This is a genomic window from Paraburkholderia sp. GAS199 (assembly GCF_050436585.1).
Classification (GTDB): domain Bacteria; phylum Pseudomonadota; class Gammaproteobacteria; order Burkholderiales; family Burkholderiaceae; genus Paraburkholderia.
In genome coordinates this window covers 401,046-418,658 of sequence record NZ_JBNDMM010000002.1, presented here as the reverse complement: position 1 = coordinate 418,658, position 17,613 = coordinate 401,046, and the positions used below count along the sequence as shown (strand labels likewise).

The 17,613-nt window shown below is 63.5% G+C and carries 17 protein-coding genes; 9 read left to right on the top strand and 8 right to left on the bottom strand.

The window, feature by feature from the left end; translation table 11 throughout:
- Positions 1-60 precede the first annotated feature (60 nt).
- A complete protein-coding gene (locus P3T18_RS07930) occupies positions 61-507 on the top strand; it encodes a pilus assembly PilX family protein (protein WP_429299371.1) in 447 nt (148 codons plus the stop codon).
- 10 nt (positions 508-517) lie between these two features.
- Complete coding sequence (locus P3T18_RS07925; RefSeq protein WP_429299370.1) at positions 518-952, top strand: type IV pilin protein; 435 nt, start codon at positions 518-520, stop codon at positions 950-952.
- 87 nt (positions 953-1,039) lie between these two features.
- Here the strand turns inward: P3T18_RS07925 and P3T18_RS07920 are convergent, their stop codons facing one another.
- The 3 genes from P3T18_RS07920 to P3T18_RS07910 all read right to left on the bottom strand — a co-directional run bounded on the left by P3T18_RS07920 (position 1,040) and on the right by P3T18_RS07910 (position 2,471).
- Entirely contained in the window at positions 1,040-1,519 is a 480-nt protein-coding gene (locus tag P3T18_RS07920; protein WP_429299369.1) for a DUF3318 domain-containing protein, read from the bottom strand.
- A 124-nt stretch (positions 1,520-1,643) separates the two neighbouring features.
- Positions 1,644-2,030: a phage holin family protein gene (locus tag P3T18_RS07915; protein ID WP_429299368.1), complete on the bottom strand. Its 387-nt coding sequence runs from the start codon at positions 2,028-2,030 to the stop codon at positions 1,644-1,646.
- Between the two features lie 138 nt (positions 2,031-2,168).
- The gene (locus P3T18_RS07910) at positions 2,169-2,471 is read right to left on the bottom strand and encodes a DUF883 family protein (RefSeq protein WP_028198798.1); all 303 of its coding nucleotides are present in this window, start codon (positions 2,469-2,471) and stop codon (positions 2,169-2,171) included.
- Between the two features lie 360 nt (positions 2,472-2,831).
- On the opposite strand from P3T18_RS07910, the gene P3T18_RS07905 reads away from it, so the two are divergent.
- Positions 2,832-3,470, top strand: coding sequence for a peroxiredoxin (locus tag P3T18_RS07905; protein WP_429299367.1), 639 nt, complete (start codon positions 2,832-2,834; stop codon positions 3,468-3,470).
- Between the two features lie 118 nt (positions 3,471-3,588).
- Here the strand turns inward: P3T18_RS07905 and P3T18_RS07900 are convergent, their stop codons facing one another.
- Positions 3,589-4,779, bottom strand: coding sequence for an acyl-CoA dehydrogenase (locus tag P3T18_RS07900; protein ID WP_429299366.1), 1,191 nt, complete (start codon positions 4,777-4,779; stop codon positions 3,589-3,591).
- Between the two features lie 146 nt (positions 4,780-4,925).
- Here P3T18_RS07900 and P3T18_RS07895 point away from each other — a divergent pair, with 146 nt between their 5' ends.
- Positions 4,926-5,711, top strand: a complete 786-nt coding sequence (locus P3T18_RS07895) for an IclR family transcriptional regulator (protein WP_429299365.1) — start codon at positions 4,926-4,928, stop codon at positions 5,709-5,711.
- Positions 5,712-5,746: 35 nt separating this feature from the next.
- On the opposite strand, the gene P3T18_RS07890 is transcribed toward P3T18_RS07895, so the two are convergent.
- Positions 5,747-6,580: an EAL domain-containing protein gene (locus tag P3T18_RS07890; RefSeq protein WP_429299364.1), complete on the bottom strand. Its 834-nt coding sequence runs from the start codon at positions 6,578-6,580 to the stop codon at positions 5,747-5,749.
- A 344-nt stretch (positions 6,581-6,924) separates the two neighbouring features.
- On the opposite strand from P3T18_RS07890, the gene P3T18_RS07885 reads away from it, so the two are divergent.
- Genes P3T18_RS07885 through fahA form a run of 3 tightly spaced genes read left to right on the top strand, consistent with a single transcriptional unit; the run spans position 6,925 to position 10,968 of the window.
- On the top strand, positions 6,925-8,289 hold the full coding sequence (locus tag P3T18_RS07885; RefSeq protein ID WP_429299363.1) for an MFS transporter: 1,365 nt from the start codon (positions 6,925-6,927) through the stop codon (positions 8,287-8,289).
- A 34-nt stretch (positions 8,290-8,323) separates the two neighbouring features.
- Positions 8,324-9,670, top strand: coding sequence for a homogentisate 1,2-dioxygenase (gene hmgA, locus P3T18_RS07880; protein WP_429299362.1), 1,347 nt, complete (start codon positions 8,324-8,326; stop codon positions 9,668-9,670).
- Positions 9,667-10,968 carry a fumarylacetoacetase gene (gene fahA / locus P3T18_RS07875; RefSeq protein ID WP_429299361.1) on the top strand — a complete coding sequence of 434 codons (1,302 nt, stop codon included), beginning with the start codon at positions 9,667-9,669 and terminating at the stop codon, positions 10,966-10,968. Before hmgA ends, fahA begins: the two co-directional genes overlap by 4 nt.
- A gap of 52 nt (positions 10,969-11,020) precedes the next feature.
- Here the strand turns inward: fahA and P3T18_RS07870 are convergent, their stop codons facing one another.
- Positions 11,021-12,193: an MFS transporter gene (locus P3T18_RS07870; RefSeq protein ID WP_429299360.1), complete on the bottom strand. Its 1,173-nt coding sequence runs from the start codon at positions 12,191-12,193 to the stop codon at positions 11,021-11,023.
- A 98-nt stretch (positions 12,194-12,291) separates the two neighbouring features.
- The gene (locus P3T18_RS07865) at positions 12,292-13,458 is read right to left on the bottom strand and encodes an MFS transporter (protein ID WP_429299359.1); all 1,167 of its coding nucleotides are present in this window, start codon (positions 13,456-13,458) and stop codon (positions 12,292-12,294) included.
- A gap of 292 nt (positions 13,459-13,750) precedes the next feature.
- On the opposite strand from P3T18_RS07865, the gene P3T18_RS07860 reads away from it, so the two are divergent.
- Entirely contained in the window at positions 13,751-14,413 is a 663-nt protein-coding gene (locus P3T18_RS07860; RefSeq protein WP_429299358.1) for a plasmid fertility inhibition factor family protein, read from the top strand.
- A gap of 1 nt (position 14,414) precedes the next feature.
- Here the strand turns inward: P3T18_RS07860 and P3T18_RS07855 are convergent, their stop codons facing one another.
- On the bottom strand, positions 14,415-15,413 hold the full coding sequence (locus tag P3T18_RS07855; RefSeq protein WP_429299357.1) for a 2-hydroxyacid dehydrogenase: 999 nt from the start codon (positions 15,411-15,413) through the stop codon (positions 14,415-14,417).
- A 515-nt stretch (positions 15,414-15,928) separates the two neighbouring features.
- Here P3T18_RS07855 and aspT point away from each other — a divergent pair.
- Positions 15,929-17,611: an aspartate-alanine antiporter gene (gene aspT / locus P3T18_RS07850; RefSeq protein WP_429299356.1), complete on the top strand. Its 1,683-nt coding sequence runs from the start codon at positions 15,929-15,931 to the stop codon at positions 17,609-17,611.
- Positions 17,612-17,613 lie beyond the last annotated feature (2 nt).

Sequence of the window (17,613 nt, the reverse complement as noted above, 5' to 3'; positions counted from 1 at the left end):
TATCGGAGGCGCGCAAGCATTGGCGGCTCGGTCCTGCCGATCGTCCTGCTAATTTCAGCCATGATGCTGAGCACTTCCGCCGCGTGGTTCGAAGCCTCACTGGCGAGTTCGCGCGCGGCCGGCAATGTTCGCGATTACTCGCAGGCATTTCATGCCGCGGATTCGGCGCTGATGCTGTGTGCGCGCAGTGTCGTTACGGCCGCGCTCGCTCAGCCGGCAGCGGAAATGCCGCTTGCGAGTGGCGAGCCCACGCAATGGAAGAATGCTGCAGCGTTTGAAGCCGGCGCGCTGTCGCCGGTTGCGCAATGGCCGGGTTCGCTGCGTCCGCCACAGTGCATGGTCGAGCCATGGCGCCTGAGTTCGCGTCGCGACGCACGAGCCTACCTGTTGACCGCGCGCGGCTTCGGGAAGACCAAGGAGTCGCAGGTCTGGCTGCAGATGGAACTCGTACTCGCTGACGAGCGCGCCGAGCATCACTGGCGGCGTGTCGTCACGCGTCCATTTTGAAGGAGCGACGATGACGCATTTCCGTCAATCCGCGTTCACGCTGCTCGAACTCATGATTGCATTGGCCATAGCGGCGACGCTGGTCGCTTTCGCCGTGCCGTCGTATCGCAATCACGTCGCGAGAACCTATCGGATCGATGCGTCGGCTGCGATGTATCGGGCCGCGCAGTTCGTCGAATCGGCGCCGGGCGACGGCGTCGCGACGTTGCCGCCGGGTCTGGATCAGGCGCCGCAACTGGGCGCACCGATTTATCGGCTACGCATACTGCCACCGGACGACAGCAACGGTGGCTACGCAATCGAAGCCATGCCGACGGACACGAGTCCCATGCATGACGACGCGTGTGGCGTCTTTACGCTCGACGCAACCGGTCTGCGGGGCAATAGAAGTGAAAATGGAGGAAGCGTCACGCTCACCACGCGCGAGTGCTGGAACACGGGCTAGGCGATCGGCCTTGCGTGAATGGCAAACGGCAAGCGGGAAACGCTCGCAAGCAGGCAGCGGCAACTGCACCGCCTGTTCCACAACCAGTCAGTAACCGCTGGTCGGGTTGTCCGCCGTGCTCTGCGCGGACCTGGAGGAGTCGTTCTTCATCTGCTTCCAGATCCGATACGCTTCCCAGCCGGCAAGGGCGAGGCTGCCCCATTTGAGCGCAGGTTTTGCACCAGCCGCGACGGTTGCGCGCAACGGCTTGGCCAGCACGATCGAGGCGATCGAGCTGATGAGCGGATATTGTTTGAGCAACGCGCCAATGCTTCCCGCATTGACGATGCTCGACTTTGCGCCGCTGCCTACGCGCATTCCGCCGAAGCCCGGCAGGATGAATTTGAGCCAGCTGAAATGCGTCACGGCCTGGCGCAGTTCGACGGTGGCCTGAGCGAGCTCCATGCGCTCGACGTCCGCGCGCACCAGCAGCAGTTCCTTGCGCAGCGCTCGCAGATGCGGCGCGCTCAAATCTTTAGCCTGATGGCGCTTGTTGCGAAAGGCGGTGTCGGAGTGGAGTTGGCTCATGGCGTATCGGCGGCAGTGTGAGTGGGGCGATGAAACTGAGGCGATGAAACGGCCCGGCAAAAACGTGAACATCGGTGAACGCGGACGCGTGGCGGCGTGTTCACGCTCGCCACACGGCGTTGCGTCACGGCTTGCGGAACACGTCGCGGTCTTTCTCGAACTCGGCGATGGTGGCTTCGAAGACCATCGGCGCGTGGCGCAGCCCATTGCGCGCTTTCAGCGCGCAGGCAATGCCGGCAATGGCGTAGACCGCGGTGATGCTGGCGAGCGCCTGCCAGCGGTAGGTGTCCCAGAAAGCGATGGCAATCAGTGCCGTCAAGGCGATCAAGGCCATCGTGGCGAGCATCATGGCGGCAAGACCAAGGAACAGTACGCCGAGCAGGCGATCCTTTTCCTCGGCGAGTTCGATGCCGATCAGTTCAAGCCGCGTTTGCAAAATGGCAAACACGGAACCGAAGATGCGACGCAACGGGCTATGTTCTCCGCGCTGCGATTGTGAGTCGATCGTCATGGCTTTGGCGTTGCGCGTGAAGGCCTAGGCGGCGCGTAAAAACGAGCACGCCAAGAGAAGTGACCGGCCAGGCAAGCGCCGGTCAACTCGAATGACTGAAGCGCCGGATGCAAAGCACCCGGCAACGCCGTCAGTGTCTTACTTGCGGTTGATCAGCAGACCCAGCAAGACGCCGGCGCCCGCAGCGATGCCGATGGATGCCCACGGATGCTCATGCACGTAGTCGTCGGTAGCGCGAGCCGCCTTCTTGCCTTTCTCGACCACGACGACTTGCACGTCAGCCGCTTTTTCCTTCGCCTGTTTCAGACGCGTGAGCGCCGTTTCACGCAGTTCCGACGCGCGCTCGCCCGTGGCGCTCGCGGCTTGTTTCAGCAGATCTTCCGCGTCCGCGAGGACGGTTTTGATATCCGACATCAATCTCTCCTTGTTGACTTCCGACATTGACAGCTCCCCTTCGTCTCACGCCACGCGTGAATCGTAACCAAAGAAACGGCCGCTGGCGAGCGCAGTGCCCGGTTGCTTCGGAGTTACGCACGATCCGTTCCCGGTTGCGGCGGAGTGATGAAAACCATGCCACCCGCTACCCAGTGCAGCAAAGTTTGCCTAAGATGGAGTTGATCTGTCCCGCAAAGTTTCCACTAAATCGGTGAAAATTACAAAAACACATTAAGTAGTGACGCGATGTTTGTTCGTTATGTAACGTCGCGCCCTTATGCTGTGAGTTTGCGAGGCAGTTAGCGAGGCGCGTTCGGGCGAGAGCCTTGCGCGCGGAATGTCCGAATACAATCTAGGAGCAGCACTATGAGTCTACGTCTTGGCGACATCGCACCGGATTTCGAGCAGGAATCGAGCGTTGGTCGCATCAAGTTCCACGAATGGTTGGGCGATAGCTGGGGTGTGCTGTTTTCGCACCCTGCGGACTTCACACCGGTCTGCACGACCGAGCTCGGTCTGACGGCCAAACTGGCGGACCAGTTCGACAAGCGCAACGTGAAGACGATCGCCTTGTCGGTCGACAGCGCCGAGTCGCACAAGGAATGGATCAAGGACATCAACGAGACTCAGGCGGCCAATGTCGGCTTCCCGATTCTCGCGGACGGCGACCGCAAGGTGGCCGAGCTTTACGACATGATCCATCCGAACGCCAACGAGACGCTTACCGTCCGTTCGCTCTTCGTGATCGACCCGAAAAAGAAGGTGCGCCTGATCATCACGTATCCGGCCAGCACCGGCCGCAGCTTCGACGAAGTGCTGCGTGTGATCGACTCGCTGCAACTCACGGACAGCCACTCGGTCGCGACGCCGGGTAACTGGAAGCAGGGCGATGACGTGGTGATCGTGCCGTCGTTGAAAGACGAGGAAGTCATCAAGCAGAAATTCCCGAAGGGTTACAAGGCCCTGCGTCCGTATCTGCGCATGACGCCGCAGCCGAACAAGTAAGCGTCGGCAGAAGAAACCTCGTCAAAAAGGAAAGGCCGGTTCGAATCGAACCGGCCTTTCTTGCATCTGGCGGCCGGCAGGTCGAAACCGGCCGGCGCGTCGCGTCACGTCGAGCGCATCAGAAGAACGCCTGAATGCCCGTCTGCGCACGTCCGAGAATCAGCGCGTGGATATCGTGCGTGCCTTCGTACGTGTTCACCACTTCGAGATTGACCAGGTGGCGCGCAATCCCGAACTCGTCCGAGATGCCGTTGCCGCCGAGCATGTCGCGCGCGAGTCGCGCAATGTCCAGCGCCTTGCCGCAGGAGTTGCGCTTCATGATCGAGGTGATTTCGACCGCCGCCGTGCCTTCGTCTTTCATGCGGCCGAGGCGCAGCACGCCTTGCAGGCCGAGCGTGATTTCCGTCTGCATGTCGGCCAGTTTTTTCTGGATCAGCTGGTTCGCGGCGAGCGGCCGGCCGAACTGCTTGCGGTCCAGCACGTATTGACGCGCGGTGTGCCAGCAGGCTTCCGCCGCGCCGAGCGCACCCCACGCAATGCCGTAGCGCGCCGAATTCAGGCAGGTGAACGGACCGCGCAGGCCGCTGACTTCCGGGAAACGGTTTACTTCCGGCACGAAGACTTCGTCCAGCACGATTTCGCCGGTGATCGACGCGCGCAGGCCGACCTTGCTATGAATAGTGGGCGCCGACAGACCCTTCCAGCCCTTCTCCAGAATGAAGCCGCGGATCGAGTCCTTGCCGTTTTCTTCGAGCTTGGCCCAGACGACGAACACGTCCGCGATCGGCGAATTCGTGATCCACATTTTCGAGCCCGACAGCGAGTAGCCGCCGTCGACTTTCTTCGCTCGCGTGACCATGCTGCCCGGATCGGAGCCGTGATTCGGTTCGGTCAGCCCGAAGCAGCCGATCCACTCGCCGGTGGCGAGCTTCGGCAGGTACTTCTGCTTTTGCGCTTCCGAGCCGAATTCGTAAATGGGCACCATGACCAGCGATGACTGCACCGACATCATCGACCGATAGCCGGAATCCACGCGCTCCACCTCACGCGCGATCAAGCCGTAGGCCACGTAGTTCAGACCAGGGCCGCCGTACTGCTCGGGAATCGTCGGGCCGAGCAGGCCGAGTTCGCCCATCTCACGGAAGATTTCGATATCGGTCTTCTCGTGGCGAAACGCCTCCAGCACGCGCGGCTGAAGTTTGTCCTGCGCGTAAGCCGCGGCGGCGTCGCGCACCATGCGTTCGTCTTCGGTGAGTTGCTGATCCAGCAGCAACGGGTCTTCCCAGTGAAACTGCGCGGCCTCGGCCATGACGTATCTCCTGATTCCTTCGACTTGAGCTTTTGACTGACGGACTTCGGTGCGCCGGCCGATGACTCGACCCGATGAATTCAGCTTGACCGAAGTTCCGCTATGCGAAACAATGTTTTGCAAATCACGATCGAGTGTATCACCACATGGCGCCTGCATCCATCCTTCCCGAACCGCTCGACGAGCGCAAATTCGTCGTCGCGCTCGCACGCGGGCTGGACCTGCTGCGCGCGTTCAAGCCGGGCGAGACCATGCTCGGCAATCGCGATTTCGTGGAGCGCACGGGTTTGCCGAAGGCAACGGTGAACCGGCTCGCCTACACGCTCACCGTGCTCGGCTACCTGCGTCTCGACGAGGCGCACGGTAAATATGCGCTCGATGCCGGCGTGCTGTCGCTCGGTTTCGCGCTGCTTTCCGGCACCGACACGCTCGAACTGGCGCGTCCGCACATGCGGACGTTTGCGCGGGAAGTGGGGGCGGCGGTTTCGCTTGGTTGTCGAGACGGCCTTGACATGATTTATCTGGACACGATACGCAGCGAAACCGCGCTGACGCTCGGCCTCGCGTCCGGTTCGAAGCTCTCCATGCTGACGAGTTCCATGGGACGCGCGTATCTCGCCGTTCAGCCGCCCGACGTGCGCGCGGCCTTGCTCGCGGAGTTGAAGAAAGCGGCGGGCAAGGACGGCGCCGCTTTGCTAGCCGACGCCGAAGCGGAGATCGACGCCTTCGCGAACGAGGGCTGCTGCTTTTCGTTCCGTGCCTGGCACGATGACGTGAACGCGGTTGCCGTGCCGTTTCGCGAGCCGCGCGACGGGCGCTGGCTGGTGCTCAGTTGCAGCGGGCCGGCATCGTCGATGGGCGAAGAGGTGTTTAGGGAAAGTGTTGCGCCACGCCTGAAAGCGCTGGCGCGCAGACTCGGCGACACGGCCTGACGCGTGCCGGATTCGCCATCATGCAGCAAGCCGCATCAAACCGCGCGGTCGTGATAATGCGCCGTAAATAAAGGACCTTGCACGAAGCGCACGTCGTATTGCTGAAGCGCGAGGAACTGCGCCTCGTCCATCACGCGATTGAAAATCAGCGGGATATGCAGGCGGCTCGCGTAACCCACGAGCGCCTTCACCATCGATTCGCGCAACGCGACAGCCGCATCCATCTTGATGAAGTCGAGCCGCGCGGTATCCGACACCGACAGAATCTGTCCCGCGTTCGACAGATTGCCCGCCACTTTGAAGCCGTAGCGCTGATAACTCTTGGTCAGATAGCCGAGAAAGGTTTTGTGCGCGACCGCCGCGGCCGGCAATTCGATCACCACGCGCGCCGGATTCAGCCCGAACGAGACCAGCACGGTCGAGAAGTGCCGGCCGTGGTCGTACTTCACGCTCTTCAACAGACGCTCGTGCACGCGCAGAAACAGCAGGCCGTGCCTTTGTGCGCCGAAGAAATTGATGGCGTGCAGCGCGCGCGACATGCGGTCGAGCGCGACCAGTTCCTGGTCGTCGGCGATACGGTCGAAGGGATCGAAGATCTCGAACGGCGCGCCGTCGAGCCGCTGCGTGACCGCCTGAAAACCGAGTTCGTCGCCGAAACGGTCCACGCCCTCGGCACCCGAGGACAACGACTGCGCCAGTGCATGCACGCTGATGTCGAAGATCGGCTCGTAGGCGCTCGTGAGTTCGATGTCCTCGAAACGCGCCTGCGCGGTTTCCGCATGCACGCCGGTTCCCATCGCCAGATGTTCGCCGAGAAACGGGTGAGAGGCGGCGCGGGCAATCAGGTTCGGGATGGTCGGCGGAATCATTTAGGCGAATAGATGGCAGTGGGCGCGCTCAGCGCCGGCAGGTCGCGACACGCTCGCCGCATCCAGTGATGGTAGCAGTCTGCACCGCGCGCACATGAACAAAATGCTCATAACGTTATCCACCAAACGCTTGTCGCGCCGGGCTTGCGTCGCGCTTTTGACGCTTTGACCTCGAACTTTCAGGGTTTACGTTAATTTCACTATGCGTAATTCGTTTTACCATACGTAAATCTGAGCGCGTGAGCGCAGGGTGACGCCGTGTCTTTCGCAGACCACGCGTTGGCCTGCGCCGCAGCGCCGCTGTCAGACACGAAACCAACCCGTTCAGAACGAGGAGACGACCGATGAGCGCCAAACCGGCCGAGGCCGCCGCCAATGTGATCGAAGTAGAGCGCGTGCTCGCCGAGACGCATCACCCGGCATTTCAATGGATGCTGCTCGCGCTGTGCGGGCTCTGCCTCGTCATCGACGGCTTCGACGCACAGGCGATGGGCTATGTCGCGCCGAGCGTGATCGGCGAATGGCATGTGTCCAAAGCCGCGCTCGGGCCAGTGTTCAGCGCGAGTCTGTTCGGCATGCTGCTGGGCGCGCTGGGTTTGTCGGTGCTGGCGGACCGCATCGGGCGGCGTCCGGTGCTGATCGGCGCAACCTTGTTCTTCGCTGTCTCGATGCTGGCCACGCCCTTCGTCACCACGATTCCCGCGCTGATCGCCTTGCGCTTCATCACCGGACTCGGCCTCGGCTGCATCATGCCGAACGCCATGGCGCTGGTCGGCGAATTCGCCACGCCGGCGCATCGTGTGAAGCGCATGATGCTGGTGTCGTGCGGCTTCACGCTGGGCGCGGCGCTCGGCGGTTTCATCAGCGCGGCGCTGATTCCGGCCTACGGCTGGCGCTCGGTGTTCTGGGTCGGCGGCGCGGTGCCGCTGCTGCTCACCGTCGCGATGATCGCGGCGCTGCCGGAGTCGCTGCAGTTTCTCGTCCTCAAAGGACGCAGCGATCGCGCATTGCGCTGGCTCGTGAAATTCAACCCGGCGCTGCCGATCGACGTGCACACGCGCATCGTGGTGCGCGAGAAGGGCAGCGGCGGCGCGCCGGTCGCGGAACTGTTCCGCGCGGGCCGCGGCCCGGTTACGCTGATCTTGTGGGCCATCAGTTTCATGAACCTGATCGATCTGTACTTCCTGTCGAACTGGCTGCCCACCGTGATGCGCGACGCCGGTTATTCGCCCAGCACAGCGGTGATCGTCGGCACGGTTTTGCAGACCGGCGGCGTGGTCGGCACCTTGCTGCTCGGCTGGTTCATCGAGCGCTTCGGTTTCGTGCGCGTGCTGTTCGTCTGCTTCGCGGGTGCGGCGCTGGCCGTCGGCACGATCGGCACCGTGGCGCACGCGCTGCCGTGGCTGCTGCTGGTGGTGTTTGCCGGCGGTTTCTGCGTGGTCGGCGGCCAACCGGCGGTCAACGCGCTGGCCGGCCACTTTTATCCCACCAGCTTGCGCTCGACCGGCATCGGCTGGAGCCTTGGCATCGGCCGGATCGGCTCGGTGATCGGACCGCTGGTCGGTGGACAACTGATCGCGCTGAACTGGTCGAACGCGTCGCTGTTTCATGCGGCCGCCGTGCCGGTGCTGTGCTCCGCGCTGCTGGTGATCGCGCTGGCGGGCGTCACGCGGCAACGGGCTCGCCCGAGCGGCGCACAGACCGCGTGAGATGAACGAATCGAGTAAGAACGGAGAATTTGACATGGATACGCAGACACGCACGCCGAACGCGTCCAGCTCGCGGCTCGAAATCGAGCCGGGCTATCAGTCCGGCTTCGGCAACGAGTTCGCCACCGAAGCGCTGCCGGGCGCGTTGCCCGAAGGCCGCAACTCGCCGCAGCGCGCGGCCTATGGTTTGTATGCCGAACAATTGTCGGGCACCGCGTTCACGGCGCCGCGCGGCCACAATCGCCGCTCCTGGTTGTACCGGATTCGTCCGGCGGCCGTGCATCTGCCGTTCACACAGTTGCCGTTCGACAAGCTCGTCGCCAATTTTGCCGACGTGCCGCCCACGCCGCCCAACCAGTTGCGCTGGGACGCCTTGCCGATTCCCACGGCACCGACCGACTTCATCGAAGGCTGGGTGACGATGGCCGGCAACGGCGCGGCGGAATCCATGACCGGCTGTGCGATCCACGTCTATGCGGCGAACCGTTCGATGCAGGACCGCTTCTTCTACAGCGCCGACGGCGAACTGCTGATCGTGCCGCAGGAAGGCCGCCTGCACATCGCCACCGAAATGGGCGTGCTCGATGTCGCGCCGTTCGAGATCGCGGTGATTCCGCGCGGCGTGCGCTTCACGGTAAGCCTGACCGACGGTGCAGCGCGCGGGTACATCTGCGAAAACTTCGGCGCCTTGCTGCGGCTGCCGGACCTCGGGCCGATCGGCTCGAACGGCCTCGCGAATCCGCGCGACTTTCTCACGCCGCACGCCGCATACGAAGACCGCGAGGGCGATTTCGAACTCGTGGCCAAGATGAACGGTAATCTGTGGCGCGCGGACATCGGCCATTCGCCGCTCGACGTGGTGGCGTGGCACGGCAACTACGCGCCGTACAAATACGATCTGCGCCGCTTCAACACGATCGGTTCGATCAGCTTCGACCATCCGGACCCGTCGATCTTTCTCGTGCTGCAATCGCAAAGCGACACGCCGGGCGTCGATACGATCGACTTCGTGATTTTCCCGCCGCGCTGGCTCGCGGCCGAAGACACGTTCCGTCCGCCCTGGTTTCACCGCAACGTGGCGAGCGAATTCATGGGCCTCGTGCATGGCGTGTACGACGCGAAGGCCGAGGGCTTCGTGCCGGGCGGAGCCAGTTTGCACAACTGCATGACCGGTCACGGGCCCGACGCCGACACCTTCGAAAAAGCCTCGCATAGCGATACGTCCACGCCGAAGAAAGTGGGCGACACGATGGCCTTCATGTTCGAAACGCGCACGTTGATCAAGCCCACGCGCTTTGCGCTCGAAACCGCGCAATTGCAGGCGCATTACTACGAGTGCTGGCAAGGTCTCAAGAAACACTTCAATCCGGAGCAACGATGAGCGCATTGAGCGATCTTCAGGCGACGCTCGACGCGTCGCGCAAAAGCTGGGTCGAATCGGCCAACGATTCGAGCAGCGATTTTTCGATCCAGAATCTGCCGTTCGGCATTTTCAGCGACATGACGAATGCTGCGCGTCGTGCCGGCGTCGCGATTGGCGACGAGATCGTCGATCTTGCGGCGCTGCAGGCTGCCGGTTTGCTGAACGTGCCGTCGAAAGCCAACGTCTTTGCGAACGACACGCTCAACGATTTCATCGCGCTCGGCCGCGACACGTGGCGCAGCGTGCGCATCCAGTTGAGCACGCTGCTCGCACGCGACACCGCCACCTTGCGCGACGACACCGCGCTGCGCGCGAAGGCGCTGGTGCGCCAGGCCGACGCGCAACTGCATTTGCCCGTGCAGATTCCCGGCTACACCGATTTCTATTCGTCGAAAGAACACGCGACGAACGTCGGTTCGATGTTCCGCGATCCGAAGAATGCGTTGCTGCCGAACTGGTCCGAGATGCCGATCGGCTACAACGGACGGGCTTCGTCGGTGGTGGTGAGCGGCACGCCGGTGCGTCGCCCGAACGGTCAACTGAAACTGCCGGATCAGGAGCGTCCGGTGTTCGGCGCCTGCCGCAAGCTCGACATCGAACTGGAAACCGGTTTCGTGATTGGACAGGGCAACGCGCTGGGCGAACCGGTTGCCTGCGCCGACGCCGAAGCGCACATCTTCGGCATGTTGCTGCTCAACGACTGGAGCGCGCGCGATATCCAGCAGTGGGAATACGTGCCGCTCGGGCCGTTCAACGCCAAAACGTTCGCCACCACCATTTCGCCGTGGATCGTCACGCTCGACGCGCTCGAACCGTTCCGTGTCGCGCAGCCGGTGCAGGAACCGCAGCCGCTCGCGTACCTGCGTCACGACGGCCGGCATGCTTTCGATATCTCGCTGGAAGTCACGCTGCGTCCGCAAACCGCGAAGCAGGCCACCACGATTTCGCGGACCAGCTTCAAACACATGTACTGGACGATGGCGCAGCAACTGGCGCACCACACGGTATCCGGTTGCAATACGCGCGTGGGTGATCTGATGGGCTCGGGCACGATCAGCGGCCCGACGCCGGACTCGTGCGGCAGCCTGCTGGAAACCACGTGGAACGGCAAGAATCCGGTCGAGCTTAAGGAAGGCGGCACGCGCGCCTTCATCGAAGACGGCGACGAACTGACGCTGGCCGGCTGGTGCCAGGGCGATGGTTATCGCGTCGGCTTCGGCAAGTGCGTCGGCGAGATTTTGCCTGCGTTGAAGTGACGCGTTAAAGCCCGGCGCGAGCCAGCGGCAAACAGCGACGAAAGCGGGGAGGTCAGGGCGACTCCCCGCTTTTGTATTGGGGGATGGCCTGCCGTCTTTCCCACCAGACCGCGGCGAGAAATCCGATTGCCGCCAGCAGCAGAACACCCACCATGGCGTCGTCCCCGACACCTTTCATCAGGGCGCCCGCCACCAGCGGACCGCCGAAGCTGGCGACGCTCCACGCGGCGCCCACCACCGAACTCGCCGACACCAGCGCGACGCCGCGAAACCTTTCTCCGCACGCCACCAGCGAGAGCGTATAGATCGCGCCGGCCGCCGCGCCGAGCACGAACAGCAAGGGCCAGCACAGCCACCAGGAATTGATCGCCCAGGGCAGCAGCGGCAGCAAGGCGACCACCACGAACCCGCAGCCGATATGCACGCGTTCGCGGCCGAGCCTGTCGGCAAGCCAGCCGATCGGAAACTGCATGGTGGTGTCGCCGAGCAGCAGCGCCGACGCGAACAGCACCGCCACTTCGCTCGCTATGCCGTGCGACATGGCGAACAGCGGCAGCAAGGACAGCGCGATGGTGTCGAAGAGCGCGAAGAAGCCCGTGCCGATCACGAGCGCCGGCATCAGCGGCAACACGTGTCGCCAGCTGCCGTGCGCGGCGTGCTCGTCTTCCGAGGCTTGAGGCGTCTTGCGGATGGTGGCGAGCATCGGCAGCGCGAGCAGGAACAGCGCGCCGCAGATCAGAAAGCGCCAATGCGTATAGCCCGCGATCTGGCTGACCAGCACCGGTCCGCTCATCTGGAACAGCGTGAAATTGGTGGCGTAGATGGCGATCACGCGGCCGCGCGTGGCGTCGTCTGCGAGCTGGTTGACCCACGCTTCGCCGATCGTGAAGAGCAGCATCAGCGCCGCGCCGCAGAGCACGCGCAGGACGGCCCACAGCCACAGGTTCGACGTGAGTTGCATGAGCGCCGTGGCGAACGCCACGATCAGCACGGCGCCGACGATCACTTGCCGGCCACCGAAGCGCGCCGCGATCCAGCCGGCCAGCGGCACGACGAGAAGTCCGCCGCCCGCTTGTGCGGCGGTCAGCAGCCCGACGACGTCAGTGCCGTAGCCGGCTTGCGTCAGTGCGAGGGCGGTGAGGGGAAGCGTAGCGCCGCTGCCGAGTCCGACAACAGCGACGCTCAGGATCAAAGCGAGGAAATCGCGAGTGAAGATGACTTTCATCGGCCGAGATGCTACTACGGCTGCAAGTCATTGGCACCTGGCCGCCGGGCGCGTCGTCTCTGTGGTGCGGCGTGCCCGGAAACGGCCGGCGGCGCGTGCTAGCCGGCTACCGCCATGCGTTGCGCGCGACGGTCGATGGAAACAGACCACAGCGTGAGCACCAATGCACCGAGCGACGTGGCCACGCCGACCCACGGCAGCGTGGTGAGCGGCGCACCCGCGCCGATCGCCATGCCGCCGAGCCAGGCGCCGGTGGCATTGCCGAGGTTGAACGCACCCTGGTTCAAGGTGGACGCGAGATTCGGCGCATGACTCGCGCGGTCGACGATCAGCATCTGCAGCGGCGGCACGATCGCGAAGGCCAGAATGCCCCACACGAAAATGGTGATCATCGCGGGAATTTCGGCGTGCATCGTGCCCGCGAAAATCGTCAGGATGACGACGATCGCCATCAGGAACGCCACCAGCGACGGCATCAGCCGCCAGTCCGCGAGCTTGCCGCCGAGCGTGCTGCCCACCGTCAGACCGAGACCGAACAGCAGCAGCACGAGCGTGACCGCGTGCGGCGTGAAGCCGGTCACGTCTTCGAGAATGGGCGTGATGTAGGTGAAGGTGGAGAACAGGCTGGCCGACGCGAGCACGCTGATGCCGAGCACCATCAACACTTGCGGGTTCTTCAGCACGCTGAATTCGCGCACGAGGCTCGCCTTCTGCATCTCGATCTTTGCCGGCAGGCACACGGCGAGTGCCGCTGCCGCCACGATGCCGATGCCCGTGACCGCCCAGAACGTGGCGCGCCAACCCACGGCCTGACCGAGCGCGGTGCCGAGCGGCACGCCGAGCACATTAGCGAGCGTGAGACCCGTGAACATCAGCGCGATGGCTTGAGCGCGGCGATTCGGCGCGACGAGGCCGGCGGCGACCACCGAGCCGATGCCGAAGAACGCGCCGTGACAGAACGCCGTGACGATGCGTGCCGCCATCAACACCGCGTAACTCGGCGCGATCGCACAAAGCAGATTGCCGACAATAAACACGCCGATCAGGCTCATCAATGCCTTCTTGCGCGGCATGTTGGCCACGGCGATCGCGACGATCGGCGCGCCGATCGTGACGCCCAGCGCGTAGGCCGATACCAGCATGCCGGCTGCGGGAATCGACACGGACAGATCGCGCGCGACGTCGGGCAGCAGGCCCATGATGACGAATTCGGTGGTGCCGATGCCGAAAGCGGCGACGGCGAGAGCGAGCAGGGGCAAAGGCATGGCGATGGAGCGGGAATCAGCGCGACGGGATGCGTCACGCGGCTGGCGCGCGTTTTCGGGGCGAGAACGCGTGCGCCGAAGCAAGGGGTAAACAGTAGGGGATTCTACCTAAGTCAAAAGGGCTGCGTTAAACGTTACATACGTTGTTGTTTTTCGCTGAAACGCCCTGCGCCAAACGCCTGCGCAAGCCGATATACCGCTGTGCGTTGAAATTTTGCGTGGGTACGATCGTCGTTTGCCCAAGGGTCTGTGTCCGGCCATTCATGCCGGTTGATTATTCGAGTTGTCTGTCATGCATCTTTCACAATCGGCTCGTAGCGTTACGGCTCTTTTAACGCGTTGGCGGTATTACGCCAGCTCATTGAGCCTGCCTCTGCCCTTGTCCAATACATCGCCCGCCGCTGCGCCCGCTTGTGCCGAAACCATCTGGAACGTGCCGCTGCACGAGCATCCGTGGTTCGACCATGTGCGTCTGAAACGTGTTTTCGTGACCGACGGCACGCGCCATCAGGTCGTGCTGGTGGATGTGCGCAAACTGCTCGTCTGCGCGGACCGCGACAACACCGATTACGTGCTCAAGCCGGTGGCCGAATGGCATTCGGGCAAGGTGCGCGGCATTCGCGAATTTCTCGATCCGGACAACCCGCGCATTCCGCAGATGCCCTACGTGACTATCTCGACGCGACGCGCGCCGGGTCTGCTCGGATGGGTCGGGCTGGAGCGCGAAGGCGTGGTGGCGTTTCGCAACGGCCAGCATCGCGCGCGCTATCTGGCGGACGCCGGCGCGCGCTGGTTTCCCGTGGAAGTGCACGAGCGCGAGGCTGCGCTGCTGCGCGAGTTGTGCGGCGCGGCCGACGACGCCCGCACCGTGATCCGCCCGACCACCTTACCGGGCGAAGCTAGCGGCACCAACGCCACCGGCAACGCCGGCAACGGCGCGAGCCCCGCCGCCTGATCTAGGCGCTCACCTGCACCTCGTTGCGCGGCGTGCCGGCCACCCACGCCGCGACGTTATCGAGCGTGGTCTGCGCGATCTCGTTCATCGCCTCGCGGGTGAAGAACGCCTGGTGGGCCGTCACGATCACGTTCGGGAACATCAGCAGGCGCGCCAGCACGTCGTCCTGTAGCGGCAGATTCGAGTGGTCCTCGAAAAACAGGCCGCCTTCTTCTTCGTACACATCGAGACCGAGATGGCCGAGCTGGCCGTCTTTCAACGCGCCGATCAACGCATTGCTTTCGACCAGGCCGCCGCGCCCCGTGTTGATGAGCATCGAGCCGCGCTTCATCTTGGCGAGCGCGGAACCGTCGATCAGGTGATACGTGTCCGGCACCAGCGGACAGTGCAGACTCACGACGTCGGCTTCGGCCAGCAAGGTGTCGAGCGGCACATAACGCGCGCCGAGCGCGAGCAGGTCGTCGGCGGGTTTGCCGGGATCGTAAGCGAGCACTTGCATCCCGAAGCCCGCCATGATGCGCCCGAACACGCGCCCGATCATGCCGGTGCCGATGACACCGACAGTCTTGCCGTGCAGATCGAAACCAAGCAGCCCGTGCAGCGAAAAATCGCCTTCGCGTGTGCGCGCCACCGCGCGCGGCAAACGCCGGTTCAAGGCCAGGATCAAGCCGACCGCGTGTTCGGCGACGGCGTGCGGCGAATAGGCCGGCACGCGCGCCACCGTCATGCCGAGACGCTCGGCGGTGGCGAGATCGACGTGGTTGAAGCCCGCCGAGCGCAGCGCGATCATGCGCGTGCCGCCTTCGTGGAGACGTTCCAGCACCGCGGCGTCCACGTTGTCGTTGACGAAGGGGCACACCACTTCGTAGCCGCGCGCGAGGATCGCCGTCTCGCTGTCCAGATGCGACTCCTGGAAGTGCAGTTCGTAGCCATGTTTGCCGTTGGCTTCGGTGAACGTGTCGCTGTCGTACTGGCGGCTGCTGAACAGGATCATGCGCATGCGGAACTCCCGAAGGTTCGTGCCGGAGCGAGCCGCGAAATCATCGACGGACGGACTCGCCGCGCAACATGGACAGGCCGGTAAATCGGCCTCGACTAAAGATCATCTTTTCGCGAAGTTAAACCAGTCGCAACTGAAAATAATATTGACAGCGCTGCCGAACTACAATATTTATTAAAAAAGAAGTTCAAAAACGCACGATCATTTTTTCGTGCCCGAAGAGAATTGGCCAATCGCAGTGCGTGTCTTTTTCAAGGCGTCTGACAACTTCGCGAGGAAAGCGTGACAGTCGAGCTAGCCGAAAAGCGTGCCATATGTGCCGCCGCGCCTTCGCGCGTCACGTCCTGTTTCTTTCTTAACGCTGATTGCGTCATCCCATTGCCATAAACAAGTCTTTTGGCGCCCAGTCATGCGTGCTGGGTAATTCTGTGCTGCTGCGCGTCACTTCGAATTAATTGAAAGGCGAACTGATTTTTTCAGTTAACTGCTAATAAACCGTCAATCCGCGAGTCGACATGATCAGTGAATTGCTGAGATCTCAACCGGAGATCGCGCTGTTCGCAAGTCTGGCAATTGGATATTTCGTTGGTTCGTTCCGCGTGGGGCCAATTCAGCTTGGCGGCGTCTGCGGCACGTTGATCGTTGCGTTGCTGTTGGGGCAAACGGGGGCGCGTCTGGCGCCCGATCTGAAGGACATCGCGTTTGCGCTTTTCATCTTCGCGCTGGGTTTCACCGGCGGCCCGCAGTTCTTCGCGAACATCGGCCGCGGCTGGCGCTATGGACTGCTCTCGGTGGTCGAGATCGTGGCCGTGCTGACCCTGGTGATGATCGCCGTGGTGGCGATGCGGCTCGACGCCGGTACGGCCGCCGGATTGCTGGCGGGCGCGGCGACCGAGTCGGCGGTGATCGGCACGGCGTCGGAAGCGATTTCGAAGCTGGGCTTCGACGCCGCCGAAACGCTGCGGCTGCAGGCGAACATCGTCACGGCTTACAGCGTCAGCTATCTGTTCGGCTTGATCACCATCGTGCTGTTCACCAGCCAGTTCGCGCCGCTGCTGCTGCGCGTCGATCTGCGGGAGGAGGCCGAGCGCGTGTGGCGCAAACTCGGCGGCGACGGCGCGCTCGGCGACGGTCAACGCGCGGCGGCGCCCGCGCTGGTGGGCCGCGCGTTTCGCGTCGGCGCCGCAGCCGGCTCGACGGTGCTGAGCGTCGAGCAGCGCCACGGCTTCAACCTGACGGTCGAACAACTCGAACGCGACGGCGCGACGTTGACGGTCGAACCGGAGACCATGCTGGAGTCCGGCGACCTCATCCTGGTAGGCGGACGGCGCGAAGCGATCGTGGCAGCCGCCGCGAATCTGGGAGAAGAAGTGCCGGGCGAGCACTTCGGCCAGATCGTCGCCGAGAAGCTCGACGTGGTGCTGACCCGCAGCGATGCGCACGGCCTGACGGTCGCCCAGTTGCGCGAGCGGGCCAAGCCGGAGGACGGCCGCGGCGTCTATATCGCCGCCGTCACGCGGCTCGAAAGCACGATTCCCGCGCTGCCCGGCACCGAGTTGAATCGCGGCGACGTGCTGACTCTGGTGGGCGCCAAGGCCGATGTCGAGCGCGGCGCGCGGCGCCTCGGCTACGTGCTGGTGGCGACCCAGAAAACCGATTTCATCTATCTCGCGCTGGGCGTGCTGGTCGGCATGGCGATCGGGCGTTTGAGCGGAAACATCGGTGGTATTTCGCTCGCACTCGGCACCGGCGGCGGCTGTCTGTTGTCGGGATTGCTGTTCGGCTGGATCCGCTCGCGCTATCCGTTGATCGGCTCGCTGCCTTCGGCCGCCGCGCAGATTCTCAAGGATTTCGGTCTGGCCACGTTCATTGCCGCAGTCGGTTTGTCGGCGGGACCGGACGCCATCAAGCTGGTGCGCGAATACGGCCTCGCGTTGCCGGCGGTGGGCATTCTGATGGTGCTCGTGCCCGGTTTGCTGTCGCTGTGGATCGGCCGCGTGTTTCTCAGGCTCGACGCGCCGATGCTGCTCGGCGCGATCGCCGGACAGCAGTGCAGCACGCCGGCGATCAGCGCGCTGGTCGGCGTAACCGGCAATTCGACACCCGTGATCGGCTACACGATCACGTATGCACTCTCGAACATTCTGTTGCCGTTGATGGGACCCGTGGTGGTGGGTCTCGCCGCGAAGTTCGGCTAGCC